This is a genomic window from Archangium lipolyticum (assembly GCF_024623785.1).
GTDB classification, from domain to species: domain Bacteria; phylum Myxococcota; class Myxococcia; order Myxococcales; family Myxococcaceae; genus Archangium; species Archangium lipolyticum.
The window spans coordinates 1-17,051 of sequence record NZ_JANKBZ010000043.1; the positions used below are offsets into that span (position 1 = coordinate 1).

Annotated in this window: 21 protein-coding genes; 12 read left to right on the forward strand and 9 right to left on the reverse strand. The window is 69.0% G+C overall.

Going from position 1 to position 17,051, the window contains the following annotated elements; all coding sequences use genetic code 11:
- Positions 1-431 precede the first annotated feature (431 nt).
- Positions 432-953, reverse strand: a complete 522-nt coding sequence (locus tag NR810_RS46890) for a DUF1993 domain-containing protein (protein ID WP_257462263.1) — start codon at positions 951-953, stop codon at positions 432-434.
- A 151-nt stretch (positions 954-1,104) separates the two neighbouring features.
- On the opposite strand from NR810_RS46890, the gene NR810_RS46895 reads away from it, so the two are divergent.
- The gene (locus tag NR810_RS46895; RefSeq protein WP_257462264.1) at positions 1,105-1,455 is read left to right on the forward strand and encodes a hypothetical protein; all 351 of its coding nucleotides are present in this window, start codon (positions 1,105-1,107) and stop codon (positions 1,453-1,455) included.
- Positions 1,456-1,583: 128 nt separating this feature from the next.
- Here NR810_RS46895 and NR810_RS46900 read toward each other — a convergent pair whose 3' ends face one another.
- The 3 genes from NR810_RS46900 to NR810_RS46910 all read right to left on the reverse strand — a co-directional run bounded on the left by NR810_RS46900 (position 1,584) and on the right by NR810_RS46910 (position 3,850).
- Entirely contained in the window at positions 1,584-2,141 is a 558-nt protein-coding gene (locus NR810_RS46900) for an imm11 family protein (protein WP_257462266.1), read from the reverse strand.
- Positions 2,142-2,154: 13 nt separating this feature from the next.
- On the reverse strand, positions 2,155-3,015 hold the full coding sequence (locus tag NR810_RS46905) for an AHH domain-containing protein (protein ID WP_257462268.1): 861 nt from the start codon (positions 3,013-3,015) through the stop codon (positions 2,155-2,157).
- Between the two features lie 148 nt (positions 3,016-3,163).
- Positions 3,164-3,850 carry a TetR/AcrR family transcriptional regulator gene (locus NR810_RS46910; protein ID WP_257462270.1) on the reverse strand — a complete coding sequence of 229 codons (687 nt, stop codon included), beginning with the start codon at positions 3,848-3,850 and terminating at the stop codon, positions 3,164-3,166.
- A gap of 31 nt (positions 3,851-3,881) precedes the next feature.
- On the opposite strand from NR810_RS46910, the gene NR810_RS46915 reads away from it, so the two are divergent.
- Positions 3,882-4,505 carry a DUF998 domain-containing protein gene (locus NR810_RS46915; protein ID WP_257462272.1) on the forward strand — a complete coding sequence of 208 codons (624 nt, stop codon included), beginning with the start codon at positions 3,882-3,884 and terminating at the stop codon, positions 4,503-4,505.
- 58 nt (positions 4,506-4,563) lie between these two features.
- Here NR810_RS46915 and traC read toward each other — a convergent pair whose 3' ends face one another.
- Positions 4,564-6,360 (reverse strand): outer membrane exchange accessory lipoprotein TraC, encoded by a 1,797-nt coding sequence (gene traC / locus NR810_RS46920; RefSeq protein ID WP_257462273.1) that lies wholly within the window; start codon positions 6,358-6,360, stop codon positions 4,564-4,566.
- A gap of 187 nt (positions 6,361-6,547) precedes the next feature.
- Between traC and NR810_RS46925 the strand changes: the two genes are divergently transcribed.
- The 7 genes from NR810_RS46925 to NR810_RS46955 all read left to right on the forward strand — a co-directional run bounded on the left by NR810_RS46925 (position 6,548) and on the right by NR810_RS46955 (position 12,506).
- Complete coding sequence (locus NR810_RS46925) at positions 6,548-7,105, forward strand: DsbA family oxidoreductase (protein ID WP_257462366.1); 558 nt, start codon at positions 6,548-6,550, stop codon at positions 7,103-7,105.
- A 140-nt stretch (positions 7,106-7,245) separates the two neighbouring features.
- A complete protein-coding gene (locus NR810_RS46930) occupies positions 7,246-7,488 on the forward strand; it encodes a hypothetical protein (RefSeq protein WP_257462274.1) in 243 nt (80 codons plus the stop codon).
- 255 nt (positions 7,489-7,743) lie between these two features.
- Positions 7,744-8,646, forward strand: a complete 903-nt coding sequence (locus NR810_RS46935; RefSeq protein ID WP_257462275.1) for a DUF4202 family protein — start codon at positions 7,744-7,746, stop codon at positions 8,644-8,646.
- Positions 8,643-9,731, forward strand: a complete 1,089-nt coding sequence (locus NR810_RS46940; RefSeq protein ID WP_257462276.1) for a CgeB family protein — start codon at positions 8,643-8,645, stop codon at positions 9,729-9,731. Before NR810_RS46935 ends, NR810_RS46940 begins: the two co-directional genes overlap by 4 nt.
- Positions 9,732-9,734: 3 nt before the next feature.
- A complete protein-coding gene (locus tag NR810_RS46945) occupies positions 9,735-10,508 on the forward strand; it encodes a sugar phosphate nucleotidyltransferase (protein ID WP_257462278.1) in 774 nt (257 codons plus the stop codon).
- Positions 10,509-10,623: 115 nt separating this feature from the next.
- On the forward strand, positions 10,624-11,490 hold the full coding sequence (locus NR810_RS46950; RefSeq protein ID WP_257462279.1) for a PIG-L deacetylase family protein: 867 nt from the start codon (positions 10,624-10,626) through the stop codon (positions 11,488-11,490).
- Positions 11,481-12,506, forward strand: a complete 1,026-nt coding sequence (locus NR810_RS46955) for a GNAT family N-acetyltransferase (protein ID WP_257462280.1) — start codon at positions 11,481-11,483, stop codon at positions 12,504-12,506. The genes NR810_RS46950 and NR810_RS46955 overlap by 10 nt, the downstream gene beginning before the upstream one ends.
- A 60-nt stretch (positions 12,507-12,566) precedes the next feature.
- Here the strand turns inward: NR810_RS46955 and NR810_RS46960 are convergent, their stop codons facing one another.
- Positions 12,567-12,950 carry a hypothetical protein gene (locus NR810_RS46960; RefSeq protein ID WP_257462370.1) on the reverse strand — a complete coding sequence of 128 codons (384 nt, stop codon included), beginning with the start codon at positions 12,948-12,950 and terminating at the stop codon, positions 12,567-12,569.
- Between the two features lie 327 nt (positions 12,951-13,277).
- On the opposite strand from NR810_RS46960, the gene NR810_RS46965 reads away from it, so the two are divergent.
- Complete coding sequence (locus tag NR810_RS46965; protein ID WP_257462281.1) at positions 13,278-13,541, forward strand: DUF2188 domain-containing protein; 264 nt, start codon at positions 13,278-13,280, stop codon at positions 13,539-13,541.
- Positions 13,542-13,650: 109 nt separating this feature from the next.
- Positions 13,651-14,457, forward strand: coding sequence for an FRG domain-containing protein (locus NR810_RS46970; RefSeq protein ID WP_257462367.1), 807 nt, complete (start codon positions 13,651-13,653; stop codon positions 14,455-14,457).
- On the opposite strand, the gene NR810_RS46975 is transcribed toward NR810_RS46970, so the two are convergent.
- Positions 14,454-14,636, reverse strand: a complete 183-nt coding sequence (locus NR810_RS46975; protein WP_257462283.1) for a hypothetical protein — start codon at positions 14,634-14,636, stop codon at positions 14,454-14,456. The two genes, NR810_RS46970 and NR810_RS46975, sit on opposite strands and share 4 nt — an antisense overlap.
- 197 nt (positions 14,637-14,833) lie before the next feature.
- Here NR810_RS46975 and NR810_RS46980 point away from each other — a divergent pair, with 197 nt between their 5' ends.
- On the forward strand, positions 14,834-15,028 hold the full coding sequence (locus NR810_RS46980) for a hypothetical protein (protein ID WP_257462284.1): 195 nt from the start codon (positions 14,834-14,836) through the stop codon (positions 15,026-15,028).
- Positions 15,029-15,100: 72 nt separating this feature from the next.
- Here NR810_RS46980 and NR810_RS46985 read toward each other — a convergent pair whose 3' ends face one another.
- Both NR810_RS46985 and NR810_RS46990 read right to left on the reverse strand, forming a co-directional pair.
- Positions 15,101-15,685, reverse strand: a complete 585-nt coding sequence (locus NR810_RS46985) for an alpha/beta hydrolase (RefSeq protein ID WP_257462286.1) — start codon at positions 15,683-15,685, stop codon at positions 15,101-15,103.
- Positions 15,686-15,918: 233 nt separating this feature from the next.
- A complete protein-coding gene (locus NR810_RS46990; RefSeq protein WP_257462287.1) occupies positions 15,919-17,046 on the reverse strand; it encodes an ATP-binding response regulator in 1,128 nt (375 codons plus the stop codon).
- Positions 17,047-17,051: the final 5 nt, after the last annotated feature.

Sequence of the window (17,051 nt, forward strand, 5' to 3'; positions counted from 1 at the left end):
GGACGACGAATGATGACGGATGAGATCGACAAGCGCGCGAAGAATTTTCGCCGCGATGGCGCTCACCAGACCGCTTCGCTGTTGCGCCACGCCGGCAGTTCTCGCACACGGTCGAACCACGCCAGCAGATGCGGGTAGTCGTCCAGCGGCAGGCGCGCCCGCTCGCGGTACATCTTCTCCAGGCGATCACGCCGATCGTCGGCACGAAGTGCTGGCAGGCCCAGAACATCCAGCGGTTCACGTCGGCGCGCGCCAGCGGGTCGAGCGGGTAGACGGTCTGGCCCGGCTTGCGCCTCGGGCGAAGGCAGCGGGCAACTTCTAGCGGAGGCGGCGGGAATCGAACCCGCCGCCTGGCACTCCCAGAGCGGGCCCGGAGGAATCTCGTGGGCGCCTGGCGGTAGCGTCCTGGCCTTCTGGGGCGGCGCTCATCCTCAGGCCTTGAGCCGGAGGCGACCCATGAAGTCGAGCTTGCCGATGGGCGTCCCGCGTGAGCGCAGGATGTCGTAGGCGGTCGTGGCGTGGAAATAGAAGTTGGGAAGCGAGAATGAGAGCAGGAACTCCTCCGCGGTGAAGATCCTCGCTCCACGCGGCGTGTTGAAGACGACCTCCTGGCCTTCCCTTGCGTCGATCGCCTCGGCGGGGATGGCCTCGAGCTCGGCGCAGGCGTCCTTCACGAGTTGTTGAAGTTCCTCATAGGTGTGAGCCGGGCGCTGGCCGGGCATGTTGAGCGCGCCGCTCCGGATCGCCTCGATGGCCCCGGTCGAATGGAAGGCGATGGATTGGACCTGGAAGCGGAACGGACGCATGTCCGGCGCGAGCTGGTGCTCGACGATCTCTTCCGGATTGACGCCGCTCTCGCGGGCGTGGGCGAGCCCCTTGTCCAGCACGCCGGACATGGCCCGGAGCGTCTGCAGATAGGTCGGAATGCTTGCGTCGTAGAGTCGGATGGCCATGGCTGTTTCCCCTTCGCCCTCTCCTGAGGCGCAAGGCGGCGAATCTACTCAGGCCGGTCGGCAGTGGCCAATCGCGTCAGGGCGCGAAGTTCTGGGCGAGCACCTCAAGCGGAGCCCGCGGCCATGGGGGCATGCTTCCACGCGCCTGGCGTTGAAGGAACTGCGCGAGCGTACCGTGCCTTCGTCGCGGCGTTCCGAGAGGCGGCGGCTCGGTGGAGGCGGGGAGACTTCTCGGCGCGCTTTCCTCTCTACTCCTTCCCGTCGCGTGTCGTGCCGGGTCGCGTCGCTCGAATTCTTTGACACCCTCTCGGGGCTCATCGGCGACGTGACGGCCGAGGACCTGCGGAAGGTGTGGGAGCACTCCCCGCTGGCCTTTATGTCGGAAATTCTTTCCCTGAAATCCTTGCAGGAGGACGACGACGGCACCTCCTGGCGCCCCCGGGTGTCACTGGTGTCGCCGCTGGTGGACGTGTACCGCACCAGTAAGAGGTGGAAGCTGTAGCTCCGAGTCCCCGGCCTTGGCGAGGAGCCGGTGCAGTCGCTCAGGCCGGGGCGCCGTGTCGTTCATCCAATTCTTCGGCGCGGCGCTGCCACAGGGGACCTGATCCACCGCCTCCCCGCTTGGGTGATTCAGACCTCCTCGAACCGGGCACCCGTCACGCCCAGTCGTTGCATCGCCTCCTTGATGCTTTCCGAGACGATGAGGGCAATCTCCCATCCCCAGGGACGGAAGATCCGGGCGCCTCCGACCTGTGTGGGAGCGATTCTCAAGCCGTACACGGAGAAGTATCGCCCGGTCTTCTCTGGAACTCCGTCTTCGGGCGTCCAGTAATTGACCTCTTCGCAAGCAGCATCATCGATGCACTTCACGATTCGCAGCACATTCAAAAGGCAATATTGCTCGGGATGTGTCTCAACGTTCGCCGGGATGAGCTGGACATCGGCTGGTGCCAGCTCGGCCAGGACCGAGGCCACCTTTGTGTGAACGACCGGCGCTGTATTCGCCAGGGAGAAGTCTAGCGCTCTTCCGGGCTGGAGGAAGGGAACTCGAACAGGCCCGCTGACGCGAAGTGGATGACCCGCGAGAAATACGCCACTCAGCGGCTGGCCCGTCCGTTCATCGGTCGGGGTTCCCAGTATCCATCCACCAGGGACATTCACGTCGTCCATCAGCTGGAAGTAGCGCATTCGCTGGGTGTTCCTATCTTGCTGCTGGAGTCGTAATCCACTGGTTCAGCTTTGTTCCAGGAGTCGAGCACTCCACGCCCAACCGCCCAAGCGCTCTCGTGAGTCGTTCACGGCATTGCGCCACGCCGACGCAGTCATCCGTCGCGAGCATCAGTGCGTCACGAATCTGCCGATGGTACTGCTCGGGATGCGGGCCCCTGTGGCCTTTGACCTTCACCAGGTTGGCAGGGTCGTTCAACGTCATTCCCGCCTTTTCGAAGATCTGTCGGAACCTTGGCGTCCACGGTCCTCCACGGGCGTCGGACATTTCATTCTTATCGGTCGCGATGTGATGGAGGTCTCCGTCCTCCTCCTCGCGCTTGGCGGACTTGGGGGCAGGGGACTTGCTGGCCAGCTCGACTTCCGCCTTGACCTGTTCGGCCGCGCGACCGACTTCCTGGAGTTGCTCTTCCAGCACCCGTTTCTGACGGGATTCGTAGAGCCTGGGATCGTCATCGCTCTGGATGGTGACTAGCGAGAGGAAGATGACCCCCACCCTCCCGAGCACCGAGACCGTGCCTCGGGCCGCCGTAACCTCGCCTTCGGCGGCGAGCGCCTTGGTGCTTGCCGCGGCGCTCGCTTCGGCGGTGGCCAGTGTCCGTCCTGTCTGTGCGACGAGCTGGTCGTAGTCCGCCAGGGCCTTCTCCGCGCCCGCGAGCTTGTCGCTGAGCAGGGCCCACTGCTCCGGCGTGAGCTGGCCACGGGTCGCCGTCAATGCCGCCTTCGCATGGGCCAAACGAGTGGCGATCTCCGCGCTCGTGTCGCCGTAGGTGGGGCTTGCTCCGAGGAGAAGCGCGGCCACCGCGAGCCATGTTCCGATTGCCTTCGCCAACATTCCGGCCTCCTCGTCGTTCTCGAGCGTAGCCGCTCAGTGGGGCTCGGAGCCATTCATCGCCATCGTCCAAGCTGGTGACAGGAGGGCGCGGTGAGCCTGCCCCGGCGCAGGAGGAGACCGAGCCCCACCTCACGCCCCACGGCCTCGTCTACCGGGAGGGCACCGGGCTGGTGTGGGTTCCCAACCTCGCGCCCTGAGGGCGACCCGGGTGGGGCGCGACGAGCGCGGTGAGGAGCGTCTGCGCGAGCCAGGCCTCATACTCCTCGGGGGTGAAGCCGCCTTCGAGCACGAGGAGCCGGTAGACGTCGCGGCTCGTGTACATCCACAAGAGGCGGCGGGCCTTCTCGAGCGAGAGGCCTTCCCGCGCCCTGCCCGCCTCGAAGAGGCGACGGACACGCGCTTCCTGAAGTGCGAAGCGCTTCTCCTCCAGCGTGGCTTCCAGACGCCGGAGCGCGAGTGAGAAGCTGGAGGCCCCCCGAAGCAATCCGAGCTCGGCGGCCTCGCCCTCGTAGATGCTTCGCGCCACGGAGGCCGTCATTCGAATCTGTTCCACGGGATCCACTTCCGCGTCGAGTCGCCCGCTCGCGGCCTGGTAGGCCTGCCCGAAGAGTGCCTCCTGGGTCAGGGCCATCAGGAGCCCTTCCTTCGATTTGAACAGCGCGTAGACCGACGAGCTCGAGACGCCCGCGCGCTCGGCGATTCCAGAGATGGTCACCGCATCGATTCCGCGGCGCGCGAAGAGCGTCCTGGCCGCGTCGAGGACGCGAGACCGGGTGGCGGCCGCTGCATCGTCCCGCTTGGGCGACGCGTAGGCCCGTTTGCGTCGGGTTGCCATATTGGATGGAGTAGACTATATCGAATTCAACATGACCACCCTCGCCGCTCGAGTCGCCGTCGTGGCAGCCGCCGTCGCGCTTCTGTCCCTGCTGCTGCTCCACGTGCTGCGACCGGACCTCGCGCCGGCGTCCCACATGATCAGTGAGTACGCGATCGGCCCTTACGGGGTCGTGATGGGGGTCTCGTTCGGGGCCTTTGCCCTGGCCAGCCTGGCGCTCCTCGTGGCGCTCGTAGGTCCGGCACGGGGTTGGCTCGGCCGGCTGGGGCTCGTCTGCCTCTTTCTGACCGCCGTCGGGCTCGCGCTGGGAGGCGCCTTCCCCATGGACCCGACGACGGCGGATCAGTCCAAGATGTCCTTCTCCGGAAGGATGCACGGCGTGGGGTTCATGATCGGCGTGCCGGGTGAGCTGCTGGCCGTGCTCCTCGTGTCGCTCGCGCTGCGGCGACAGGCGCCCTGGTCCGGGACGCGCCTGCTCCCGTGGGCCGCCGCCGTCTGGTTGAGCATCGCGATCATGGTTCCCCTGCTCATGCAGTTCCGCTACTTCGGGATTCCCAACCGGACGTTCATGCTGGCGTACGGCCTCTGGGTGATTCTCGCCGCGCGGCCACTGACGCGAACGCCCCAGGTCGTGGCTCGGAACGCTACCGGGTGAACGTCACAGCTCGCGCCGAACCCCGGATGGAGAGATCCGTCTCCGCCTCGTCCGAGCACTAGCGGCCGAAGATGGCCTCGGGCTTGTCGAGGCCGCGCGCCTTGGCCAGCGGCAGGAGGATGTCCTCGGGAGGATCATCGGCGGTGAGCAGCAGGGCGCGCACCGCCGTCTCCACCACGTCCTCGGCGCTGGGGCGCACCATGCCCCGGCGCGCGTCCTCCACCTTGCGCTGGCGGTAGACGTCGAAGCGCTCCTTCACGCGCGTGGCGATGGCCACCATGGCCTTGTCGCCCGCCTCCACCCGGAGCTCCGCCTCGCTGCGCAGCTGCACCGGATCCGCCAGCACGCCCACCTTGTCGTAGGCCTTGTTGGCCGAGTCCTCGTGCATCGCCGCGTAGTCCTCGGTGCGCGGCGAGGCGGCGACGGCGTCCTTGGCCAGGTCCACCAGCCGCTCGGTGACGCTGGCGGTGATGGCGAGCCGGTGCAGCTCCACGTCATACGGGTATTCGCTATAGACGGGCTCCTCCACCGTGAGGGGCTCGCGGTAGTAGGCGTCCCGGCCGCGCTGCACCTCGCGCCGCTGGGCCTCGGCGCCCTCCTGGGCGGCCTCCAGCCGGCGCTCCAGCTCCTGCGCGGCGGCGGCCCGCTGCGACAGCGAGCCCTCCTCCCCATCACACTGCGTGTTGCAGCGCGCGGGGTTGCACTCCTGCGGCACCTGCCCGGGCTTGCCCTGGGAGACGGCGCGGGAGCACTCGGACAGGGCGGTGGCACACACCTTGCGCTCGCGCTCGCGGCAGCGGAAGGCCACCTCGCGCGCCTGCACCAGCTCGTCCTGCTTGCGCAGGTAGTCGCGCAGCACGCCCGACAGCTTGCGCTCCACGTCCTCCAGCTTGCGCTCCTGCTCCAGCAGCGCCGTCTCCAGCTCCACCCGGCGCGGGTTGGGCACGGCCTTGTTCGTCACCAGGTAGCGCTGCGTGCGCTGCGCCTGCTCCACGGACTTGTCCGGCCGCACCCGCTCCAGCGCCAGGCCCAGGCGCACGCCCTCGTGGTTCTTCGGCGCCTCGGTGGTGATGACGCGGATGGGCACCTCCTGCGGCAACAGCGCCGACAGCCGCCCGGGCGACAGCCGCTGCACCACGTCCGGCGCCTCCGCCTTGTCCTCCGCGGGCCCGGCCACCACCAGGAAGGCGATCTCATCCTGAAGCTTGCGGCGCACCGCCTCGGCGCGCTCGCGGGCGGGCGTGGCCCCTACCCGCTCCTGGTCCGCGCGCACGTACGCCAGCAGCGCGTTGCCGTGCTTGCCCTCCTCCTCCAGCCGCTGCGCCGTGGTGAACCACCGCCGCGCCCACGCCGTCTGCACCGCATCCACGACCTTGCGCGCCTCGGCGTGCGTGGCGTCCACCGCCAGCACCGCGTCGAGCTCGGCCCGCGCTTCCTGCAGCCGCTCCTCCTTCAACGCCTTCCGCGCCACCTCCACCCGCGCGTCCAGCGTCTGGGTGAGGAGCGCACGGGCCGGATCGTTCTCACCGTCCAGCTCGAGCGCGCGCACCAGCAGCGGCGTGGCCGCGGCCAGGTCGCCCCCGGAGTGCTTCGCCTGCGCGGCCTGGAACACCTCGGCGCTCCACTGCTTGCGCATGGCGCGCAGCTTCACGCGCACCTCCGAGTCCCCCGGCTCCACGGCCAGGGCACGCTGGTAGGCGGCCTCCGCCTCCGCCCACTTGTGCTCGGTGGTGAGCTGGTCGCCTTCCTTCACCGCGCGGGAGAAGGCCGAGCAGCCCGCGAAGGCGAGCAGGGCGAAGAGGGAGAAGGCAATCAGTCCCAGACGGCGGGACGGAGACGATGAGGGGGCGGGCATCGAACGCACGGCCCCATCTTCGGGGAAAGCCGCGCCTGGATGAAGAGATGATTGAAAGTCCGCTTACCAGGCGAGCAGTCTCTGGCAACGGACGGGTCACGACGCTAGAAGCAGGTTCCACCCAACGAGGTGACCCATGTCCGTGCGCATCCGGCTGTACTCGGATTTCGTCTGACCGTTCTGCTTCATCGCGGAGCGGAGCAGCCTGGTCAGGTTGCAAGAAGAGTACGACGTCGAGGTGGAGTGGAAGGGCTTCGAGCTGAACCCGGAGACGCCCCGGGGTGGCGTCTCCCTGGACCGGCTCTTTCCGGGCCGGGGAGAGATGATGCGGGCCCACGCCGAGCAGTTCGGCCGGAGCTTCGGTGTGTCGCTGAAGGTGCCCGCGCGCATGTCCAACACGCGCCGGGTGCTCGCGCTGACGGAGTGGGCGAAGGATCAGGGACGCTTCCAGGCCTTCCACGGCGCGGCCATGGAGGCCTACTGGCAGCGGGGTGAGGACCTCGAGGACCCGGACGTGCTCGCCCGCCTGGCGGAGGAGGCGGGCCTGTCCGGCGAGGGAGCACGCGGCGCCATGGACGCGCCCGAGTACCAGGCCCGCGTGGACACGCTGCGGGACGAAGGCCAACGCGACAGCGTGCGCGGCATCCCCACCTTCTTCATCGGGAATACCCGCGTGGTGGGCTGCCAGCCGTACGAAGTCCTCGTCCAGGCCGTCCAGCAGGCGGGAGCCGGGCGCAGGCGGTGAAGCGCTCGCTCGCCCGGCTGTTGTTCACCCGGAGCGCGCCCCCGCGCTCCCGATTCCCGCTCGGGAATGACGCGACGCACCAGTGGGTATGAATCCAGTCTCCAAGAGGGGGGCCCATATCCGAGAGGGAGTTTCAGCGAATGGCCTGCTCGCCACCGAAGCCAAATCCCACCGAGCTCCGCCTGCCCATGTGGGCGGACCACCATCACGTCGAGGACTACCGCAACGTCCACTGCCGCCACTACGCGATGTGCATCGACGCGGCGGTGCGTGAGGACTGGGAGGGCTTCTCCTGCCAGAAGTGCCCCCTGTTCCACAATGACGCCGCGCCTCGCGCGGAGCAGTACGCGTACGATCAGCCAGCGGACAACGGCCGGCCGTAGTCCCGAAACCGAGCGTCTCTCCTCTGGATGCCCCCCCGGGTGTGTGCCAGCACACGGGCCCACCCGGGTGTGCGTGCACCGGAGCACGCGGGGCTTGTTCCCCCGGACACTGGCCTCCAGACGCATGTAGGTCCCCCTGGCCTTTCGGCAACCGCGACAGCAACTTGACGCGTCATCACGTGCGGACCACCCGCGGGGGGCGCGATGCTGCGACAGCTGCTTCTGTCCGAAACCGGAGCTCGAGCCGACGGTGCGATGCGGACCCTGCCCGGCGCATTCGCCCTGCTCACCGAGGAGTTTCCCACCATCACCGTCCAGCCCCCGGACGCTGCCAGCGACGCGAACGTGTTGCGGCTGGATGCCCAGGAGTGGCGCGCTCCCGGCTTCGACCCGTTCGACTGGGACGAGCGCGTCTTCGGCGCGTCCACCGGGGACGGGGAGGGACACGGTCTCGCCCTGCACCTCACGGGCACGCCACCCGAGGCGCTCGCCGGCACCGCGCTGGAGATCCTCACCCGCTACCAGGGCCTCGTCGGCCGCCGCAACGCCGAGTCCGAGGGGCCCCTCTTCGACGCCATCCTCGCGCGGCACCTGGCGCTGCACGACATGAGCAAGCCGCTCGTCGTCGCGGACCACCGGCACGCGCTGGACACGTGGCAGTGGGTGCTGAGGCTCGCGCCGCACGCCGACCTGGCCCTCCAGGCCGCGGCCCTCTTCCATGACGTGGAGCGCCTGCTGTCCGAGGCGGACAAGCGCGTGGAGCACCACGCCCGGGACTACCAGGCCTTCAAGGACGCCCACGCGGCCCGGGGCGCGGACGTGGCCTGTGGGCTGCTCGCGGAGGTGGGCGTCGACGCGGGCACCCGCGAGCGCGTGCGCTGGCTCATCGGCCGCCACGAGAGGCCCGAGGACGACGTGTGCCTCGCGCTCCTCAACGACGCGGACGCCCTCTCCTTCTTCTCGCTCAACGCCTCCGGCTTCGCCCGCTACTTCCCGCTCGAGCACACCCGCCGCAAGGTGGTCTACACGCTCCGGCGGCTGCGCCCCAGCCAGCGCTGGCGGCTCGCGCGCATCCGGCTCGCTCCCCAGGTGCGGCGCCTCCTCGAAGAGGCCATCGGAGCCATCACCCTCCCCAACACGCAGCAGGAGTCGGCATGAAGTTGGTGATCTTCGGCCTCACGGTCAGTTCCTCGTGGGGCAATGGCCACGCCACCCTCTGGCGCGGGCTCATCTCCGCCCTCACCGCCCGTGGGCACCGCGTGGTCTTCTTCGAGAGGGATCAGCCCTTCTACGCCTCGCACCGGGACCTGCTCGCGCTGCCCCGGGGCGCGGAGCTCATCCTCTACGCCTCGTGGGAGGAGGCGCAGCCGCACGCGCGCCGGCACCTGCGGGACGCGGACGTGGGCATGGTGACGTCCTACTGCGCGGATGGAATCGAAGCGGGCCGCCTCGTGCTGGGCTCGAACGTGCCGGTGAAGTCCTTCTACGACATGGACACGCCCGTCACGCTGGAGCGGGCCGAGCGCGGGGAGCGCGTCGAGTACATCGGCCCGGAGGGCCTGGGGGACTACGACATCGTCCTGAGCTACACGGGTGGCGAGGCCCTCACGGGGCTGCGGCGGCTCTTCGGCGCGCGCCACGCCGTGCCCCTCTATGGCAGCGTGGATCCGCGGGTGCACTACCCGGTGCCGCCGAAGGAGCACTACCAGGGGCACCTGTCGTACCTGGGCACCTACGCCGCCAACCGGCAACAGGCGCTGGAGCGCTTCTTCCTGGAGCCCGCGCGGCGCATGCCCGAGCGGCGCTTCATCATCGGCGGCGCGCAGTACCCGCGGGACTTCGCGTGGACGGACAACCTCTACTTCGTCCAGCACCTGCCGCCCTCGGAGCACCCGTCCTTCTATTGTTCATCCGCGCTCACCCTCAACGTCACCCGTGCCCCCATGGCCGCCATGGGCTGGTGCCCATCGGGCCGCCTCTTCGAGGCCGCGGCGTGCGGCACCCCGGTGCTCAGTGACGCGTGGGAGGGCCTGGCTTCGTTCTTCCGACCGGGCGAGGAGATCCTCATCGCGCATTCCACCGAGGATGCCGTGGAGGCGCTCTCCCTGTCGCCGGAGGAGCTGGCCCGGATGGGCCGACGTGCCCGGGAGCGAGCGCTCACCGAGCACACCGCGGAACGACGCGCGGAGGAGCTGGTGGTGTTGTTGGACGGAGCGCGCGTCTCGAACCATGTGAGGAACTGAGACATGTGGGGACTCATACCTGCGGCGGGAATCGGCAGCCGCATCCAGCCGCTCGCCTTCTCCAAGGAACTGCTCCCCGTGGGAGGCCGTTACGACGGCAAGACGGAGCGGCCTCGCGCCGTGAGCGAATACCTGGTGGATCGCATGCTGCTCGCGGGGGCGGACAAGATCTGCTTCGTCATCTCCCCGGGCAAGTCGGACATCATCGAGTACTACGGCGGCAGGGTGGGCGGAGCGATGGTGTGCTACGCCGTGCAGCCGGAGCCGCTGGGGCTGTGTGATTCGCTCTTCCGCGCCCTGCCCCTCATCCACCCGGACGAGGAGGTGGTGATCGGCCTGCCGGACACCGTCTGGTTCCCCGAGAATGGCCTGTGCAAGCTGCCGGAGGGAGGGCTGTCGTTCCTGTGCTTCCCGGTGGCGCGCCCCGAGCTGTTCGACGCGGTGGTGGCGGACAAGGACGGCACGGTGCGGGAGATCCAGGTGAAGCAGGAGGGCGCCACCAGCCATTGGATCTGGGGGGCCTTCAAGATGACCGGCGCCATCATGCGCGAGTTGCACGAGCTGTGGCTCACACGCGAGCCGAGGGACCCGTACATGGGCACGTTGGTGAACGAGTGGCTGGCGCGAGGCGGCAAGGCCCATGCGGTGCGAGCGGGCGAATCCTACGTGGACGTGGGGACGCTCAACGGTTACCGGGAGGCCATCCAGTTGCTCGGCACCCGTCCGGTCCGCACCACGGTCCTGGACGAGAGCGCCACCACGCCCACCCTGCAGTAAGAGCATCCCCTCTCCCTCTGGGAGAGGGTCAGGGTGAGGGTCTACGGTCGTTTCAGAAGGTAAGGACGGGGAAGGGAGGGGGCGGTGGAAAGAGTTCCGGGAAGGAGGTGCACACATGCGACCTCCTGACGAGTCACCCTGGCTGGAGGAGCAGCAGGCAGAGGACACACGCACCGTGGCGGAGGTCCTCGGGCCGCTGCTACCGCCGCAGGCCCTGCATGGCTCCACATTGATCGTGGCCGCGCACCCGGAGGATGAGGTGCGGGGAGCCGCGTGGCTGCTGCGCCGCAGCCCCGGCTGTCACGTCGTCCACGTCACCGACGGAGCACCCAGGGACATGTCGTCGATCCGGCGCGAGGCCTATGCGCGCCTGCGTGAGGAGGAGTCCTTCGCCGCGCTGGCGCTCGCCGGAGTGCCTCGGCACCACCTGCTCTCGTTGGGGGCGATGGACCAGGAAGCGGCGCTGGACCTCGTCACCCTCACCGAGTACCTCATGGCGCTGTTGAAGGCGCTGCGTCCGGCACTCCTCGTTGTCCATCCGTACGAGGGTGGCCACCCGGATCACGATGCCGCCGCCTTCATCTCGCACGCCGCCGTGGCGCTGATGGCGAGGACGGGACGCACGCCTCCGGCACTGCTGGAGATGGCGTCCTACCACCGCCGCCAGGGGGAGCTCGTCACCGGCGAGTTCCTCCCCGCGCCGGACGGCAGTCCGGTGGCCACGGTGTCCCTCACCGGGTCCGAGCGCGCCCGCAAGCAGCGGATGCTCGCGTGCTACGCATCGGAGGCGAGGGAGCTGGAGTCGTTCCCGATGAAGCAGGAGCGCTACCGGGCCGCGCCCCGCTACGACTTCACCCGTCCGCCACACGAGGGGATGCTTCAATACGAGACCAACGTCTGGAGGATGACGGGCACACGCTGGCGGGAGCTGGCCCGGCAGGCCCTGGAGAGACTGAAGCTGCCGGAGGTTCCATGGCACTGAGCTCCGATCTGGGAACGCCCCGGCTCCAACGGGTCCGGGCCCCCGCGCCCCTCGAGGTGGAAGAGGTCGTCTCCCCGCGTGGCCTGGAGCAGCTTCGAGGCGAGTGGCGCTGGTTGTGGGCCCGCTGTCCCGGGGCCACCACCTTCCAGCGGCCGGAGTGGCTGCTGCCCTGGTACCGGCACTTCGGTCAGGGCTTCTCTCCTCGACCTCCCTGGGTGGTGACGCTGCGGAGCGAGGGCCGGCTGGTGGGGCTCGCGCCACTGGCCGTTCGCGAGGAGCAGGGCGCGCGCGTGGTGAGGCTGCTCGGCGAGGGCCTCTCCGACTCACTCGATGTGCTGATGGATCCGTCCCTGGCCCCGCGGGGTGTGCGGACCCTGTTCGACTGGCTCGCCCGGAATGACGATCGCTGGGACCTGTGCGTCTTCGAGCAGCTCCGGGAGGACTCGCCCCTGCTGGGCACCCCCGTGCCCGCGGGCTGGGGCGAGCACAGCGAGGCGCGAGAGGCCTGTCCCCAGACGGTCCTTCCCTGGGCGGCGGGGAGACGGCTCGCGGCCATCCTGAGCCAGGCGCGTCGCCGCCTGGAGCAGCTGGGCCCGGTGCGCATCGAGGAGGCGAACGAGGGCAACCTGGACACGATGATGGACTCGCTGTTCCGGCTGCGGGGAGTGGAGGATGCCACGCTCCAGGCCTTCCATCGGGAGGTGGCGCGCGGCCTGCTCGCCGCGCGAGCCCTGCGCCTCTACGCCCTGCACGTGAATGAGCGGCCGGTGTCCGTCTTCCACGGCTTCCAGGACGGAGCGCACGTCCGCTATCACCTCGGTGGAGTCGCTCCGGACTTCGAGCGCTACCACGTGGGCAACCTGTTGATCGCGCATGCGCTGGAGGAGGCGGCGCGCTCCGGGGCAACGGTGTTCGACTTCCCGCGTGGCCCCGAGCCCTCCAGGTACCTCTGGGGCGTGAAGGAGACACGCAACCACCGGCGCAGCGTGTGGCACGGCCCCGAGACGAAGATGTGAAGAGACTTCGGGCCCCGGACTCCACACCCATCCGGGGCCCTCTTCTTTCAACGGCCCGTCTCAGCGATTCGTGCCGCCACCCGAGTCGGCACCGGTGTCACCGCCCGTCGAGCCCGAGCCCGTGCCGCCGCTGCCCGCGCCGCCACTGCCCGTGCCGCGCCCCATGTCCTCCTGCTCGCCCGTGTTGTCCATGTCGTTCAGGCTGCCGCCGCTCCCCGAGCCGCCCACGTCACCCGCGCCCTGCGAGCTCCCCGAACCACCGGTCATGCTCCCGGAGCCGCCAGCACCACCACCCTGGGAGCCTCCCTGCATGCCCGCGCCGCCCGTCCCTCCCTGCTGACCCGTCCCTCCCTGCTGGCCCGCGCCGCCCTGCCCACCGCCGCCCTTGCACCCCGCCCCGAAGAGCAGAGCCGCCGCCATCGCTCCAACGAACATGGTCTTCATGTGCCGCATGATCCTTCCTCCCGTGGGACTGCTACCTGGAGGCTAGGGGCCCATCACGCGCCGCGGCATTGGACTCCCGGTTCAGGAGAGGGGCTCGGCGGGGAGTCGGCCCACCCTGCTGACGAGCCGCCGCCACTCACCGGGCCCATCCGCTCGTGGAAGGGCCGTCTCCCCCGCCAGCAGGATCTGGGGTCTGCTTCCCAAGCGGAGAAGCACCTGTCCCACCGGACGGGATTGACCTGGCGGACAGGTGCCTTTCCCGCTGTCTCGTCAACAGATTGTCCGCATGCGGCTCTCCACTGCGCAGTCCCGGCGAGGAACACGTCCATGACCCTGGCGATGCGAATCGAACGTGAGCAGCAGCAGTCGCACCCCGCTCCCCGTCGGAGATGGGTGACGGTGGCGGCGGATGGGAGTGGCTGGTACGTCCGGCTCGAAGGCAATCACCGGGTCGACCGTTACCCCAACGTCACACAGGCCATCCACCGGGGGCGGAAGCTGGCGCACCAGCACAAGCCCTCGGGCCTCGTCGTCCAGTACCTGGATGGAGAGGAGGAAGAACTCCAGTACGAGAGCGCGACCCATCCCTGAAGACCCCGTCACGGGGCCGTGAGGACCTTTCACTACCCGACGTCCCGAGCCCCCATGTAACCGGTGGGGGCACGTGCCAGAACGCCGGGGGCTGCCCATCTTCCGTGCCGTGCAGGAGCGACGCGTCGAGAACTGGGTGGAGTTGCAGGACGCGCTCTTCGCGGGCTCGTGGAACGAGACCCTCAAGCGCTTCCGCCCCACCCTCGCCTTCCGGGGCATGCCGGACTCGGGCCATGACCTGGCCACCAGCCTCAACCGGCGTGGCGGCAACTACTCCCGACAGGAACACGTCATGCTGCGCGCCTTCCGCAAGTACGCGCGCGGCACCACCAACCCCAGCGAGTCCATCTGGGATTGGCTGTCGCTCGCCCAGCACCACGGGCTGCCCACGCGCCTGCTGGACTGGACCTTCAGCCCCTACGTGGCGCTGCACTTCCTCACGGAGAATCCGGAGCAGTACGGCGTGGACGGTGTGGTGTGGTGCGTGGACTACCGCGAGACGAACCGGCTCCTGCCCCGCCCCCTCAAGGCCCAGCTCCACGAAGAGGGCGCCGACGTCTTCAGCGCGGAGATGCTCGCCGAGGTGGCCGGCAACCTCGCCACCTTCGACCGGCTCTCCCGCAGCCCCTTCGTGCTCTTCTTCGAGCCGCCCTCCATCGACGAGCGCATCGTCAACCAGTTCGCCCTCTTCTCGGTGATGAACGACGCCTCGGCGCGGCTGGACGAGTTCCTCGAGCGGCAGAAGAAAGGCGTGCGCCGGCTCATCGTCCCCGCACGCCTCAAGCAGGAGGTGCGGGACAAGCTCGACCAGGCCAACATCACCGAGCGTGTGCTCTTCCCGGGCCTGGACGGGCTCTCCCGCTGGCTGCGGCGCTACTACAACCCGCAGCCCCCCGGCGCCCCTCATCCGCACTAATGGCTGGAGTGGGCCTCCGTCTGTCCGGGCATCCGCTGGTACGGGGTCGCGCGTCCCTCTCGCGCCACGCGCTTGTCGCTGATCCTGCTGATGCCACCGAGAATGATGGTGAGCGCGATGACGAGGAAGAAGAACACGAGGACAGCGAAGAAAAACCCCATGGCGAACATGTCACCCATCGAGCGACCTCCTTTCGCCTCAAGGTAGGGCCGCTGTGGGAGCCCGTGCATGCCCCCTCTCCCTCTGGGAGAGGGCTGGGGTGAGGGTCTGCCTCCCCGCCCGCCCTCCATCCATTGACCGGGCTTGCCGTCTCTCCCGGACCACCAGACCTTGAGTCTCGAATCCAACACACCCATCGCATCGGAGGACGCACGGCATGCCTCGCAAACCCCAGGAAGAGAACCCCACGATGCACGGCGACGCCAAGATGAGCGAGGAGACCCGCAAGGAGGTCTTCGGCAAGTCGGAGAAGGAGAGCGCCCCCGAGGAAGCCGAGGGCAGGCAGCGCGAGTTCAGCGGGCCCTCCGAGGCCAACAGCAAGGACAGCTCGGGGAGCGACAAGCACAGCTGACCCGGGACTCGGGAGGTGGGTGCACGGCGCGGCCCCCTCCCTTCCGGATTCAACCCCCTTCACCAGAGACCCTCACCCCAGCCCTCTCCCGGAGGGAGAGGGAGTGAGCTCGTGCAACAGCCAGTCTCGCACCACGGTGAAGACGCGCTCGGCGGCCTCGTCCAACACGTGCCCCGCTCCCGGAATGAGCTCCAGCACCTTCTTCCCTCGCGCCCTCTCGTGGATGGACCGTGAGCAGCTCGGCGGTAGCACTGTGTCCGACGTGCCGTGGATGAGCAGCAGCGAGCGCGGCGGCAGCTCCGATACGGCCTCGGCCCCGTAGCTCTGCGATGACAGTCCCACCACCGTCGTCACCCAGGGCGACTGCACTCCGGCGGCGATCATCACCGCCCCGCCGAATGAGTGCCCCACCAGCGCCACCCGCTCCAGCCCGTGCTCCACCAGGAACTCCACCCCCGCGAGCACGTCTTGCACCGACTCCGCCAGGTTCGTCGGGTTCCGGTACTTCAGCCGCAGCGTGGACAGGCCCTGCCGCAGCAGCTCCTCTCCCAGCCGCGGGTACAGCCCGAGCGCTGGCGTGTCGAAGCCCCCGCCCACTCCTCCGGCCAGCAAGACGCCCGCCTTCGCTCCGATGGCCTCGTACAGCAGTACATCCACCGCGCCCCGCCTCGTGCGCAACGTATGTGACCGCGGCGCCATACCCACCCCGTCTTGCGGCGTCTCCATCTTGGCTCCGCTCCTGCTCTCGTCCCTCCCCCTTGCACCTAGGGTGGACATGAGCGGCGGGCCGGGAAGGCGTGCGATATCGGGCGGGAGAGCGAAGGGTAGACCCTCACCCTGACCCTCTCCCAGAGGGAGAGGGGATGGACACGGTGGGAATTCGCGAGGGCTCAGGTCTTCGGCGGATGGCGCGGCAGGTTCAGCCAGAAGCAGGTGCCCTCCGCCTCCGTGGAGCGCACCTGCAACGATCCCCCGTGCGCCTTCACGATTTCATGCGTGATGTAGAGCCCCAGCCCCAACCCCGAGCGCGCGCCCGAGCGCGCGCCATCCCGCCCGCGCACGAACGGGTCGAAGATGTGCGGCAACCGCTCCGCGGGAATGGGTGAGCCCCAGTTGTGCACCTCCACCCGCACCCCGTCTCCCTCGTCGCGCGCCAGCACCCGCACCACGCAGTCCTCCGGCGAGTACTGCACCGCGTTGCCCACCAGGTTCGACGCGGCCTGGGCGATCCGGTCCGCGTCCCACTCGCCCCATCCGGTGCCCGACACACCCAGCTCGAAGCGCCGTTGTGGATGCGCTACCTCCAGTTCCTCCACCACCTGCCGCAGCACGTCGTGCACGTTCATCCACGTGCGCTGCAGCGGATAGCCCCCGCCCAGCCGCGTCCGGGTGAAGTCCAGGATGTCGGAGATCATCCGCGCCATCCGGTCCGCGGAGATGGAGATGCGGTTGACGGCCTTGCGCTGGGGCTCGGACAGGCCCCCGTAGCGCAGCAGCAGCGCCGCGTTGCCGGAGATGGCCTGCAGCGGATTGCGCAGGTCGTGCCCGAGGATGCCCAGGAACTGCTCGCGGAACACCGCCGTCTGCCGCGCGGCCTCCTCGCGCTTGAGCCCCTCCTCCGCCCGCTTGCGCTCGATGGCGTAGCGCAGCGCGCGCACCAGCAGCGGCCCCGTCACCTGGCCCTTCACCAGGTAGTCCTGCGCGCCCGCGTGCACCGCCTTCATCGACAGCTGCTCGTCATCCGTGCCGGTGAGCACCACCAGCGGCAGCATGGGCGCCGCCTGCAACATCCGCTCGATGTTGGACAGCCCCTGCCCATCCGGCAGCGACAGGTCCAACAGCACCACGTCCACCCCCGGCTCGCTCACCACCGCGAGCGCCTCCGCCATGCGCGTCACGTGGCGCACCTCGAAGCGCACGGACGGCACCTCCTTCAGTTCCTCCTGCAGGAGCCGGGCGTCCCCGGGGTTGTCTTCCACCAGCAGCAGCCGCAACGGCTGTCCCTCGTTCTGGGTCATGGCTG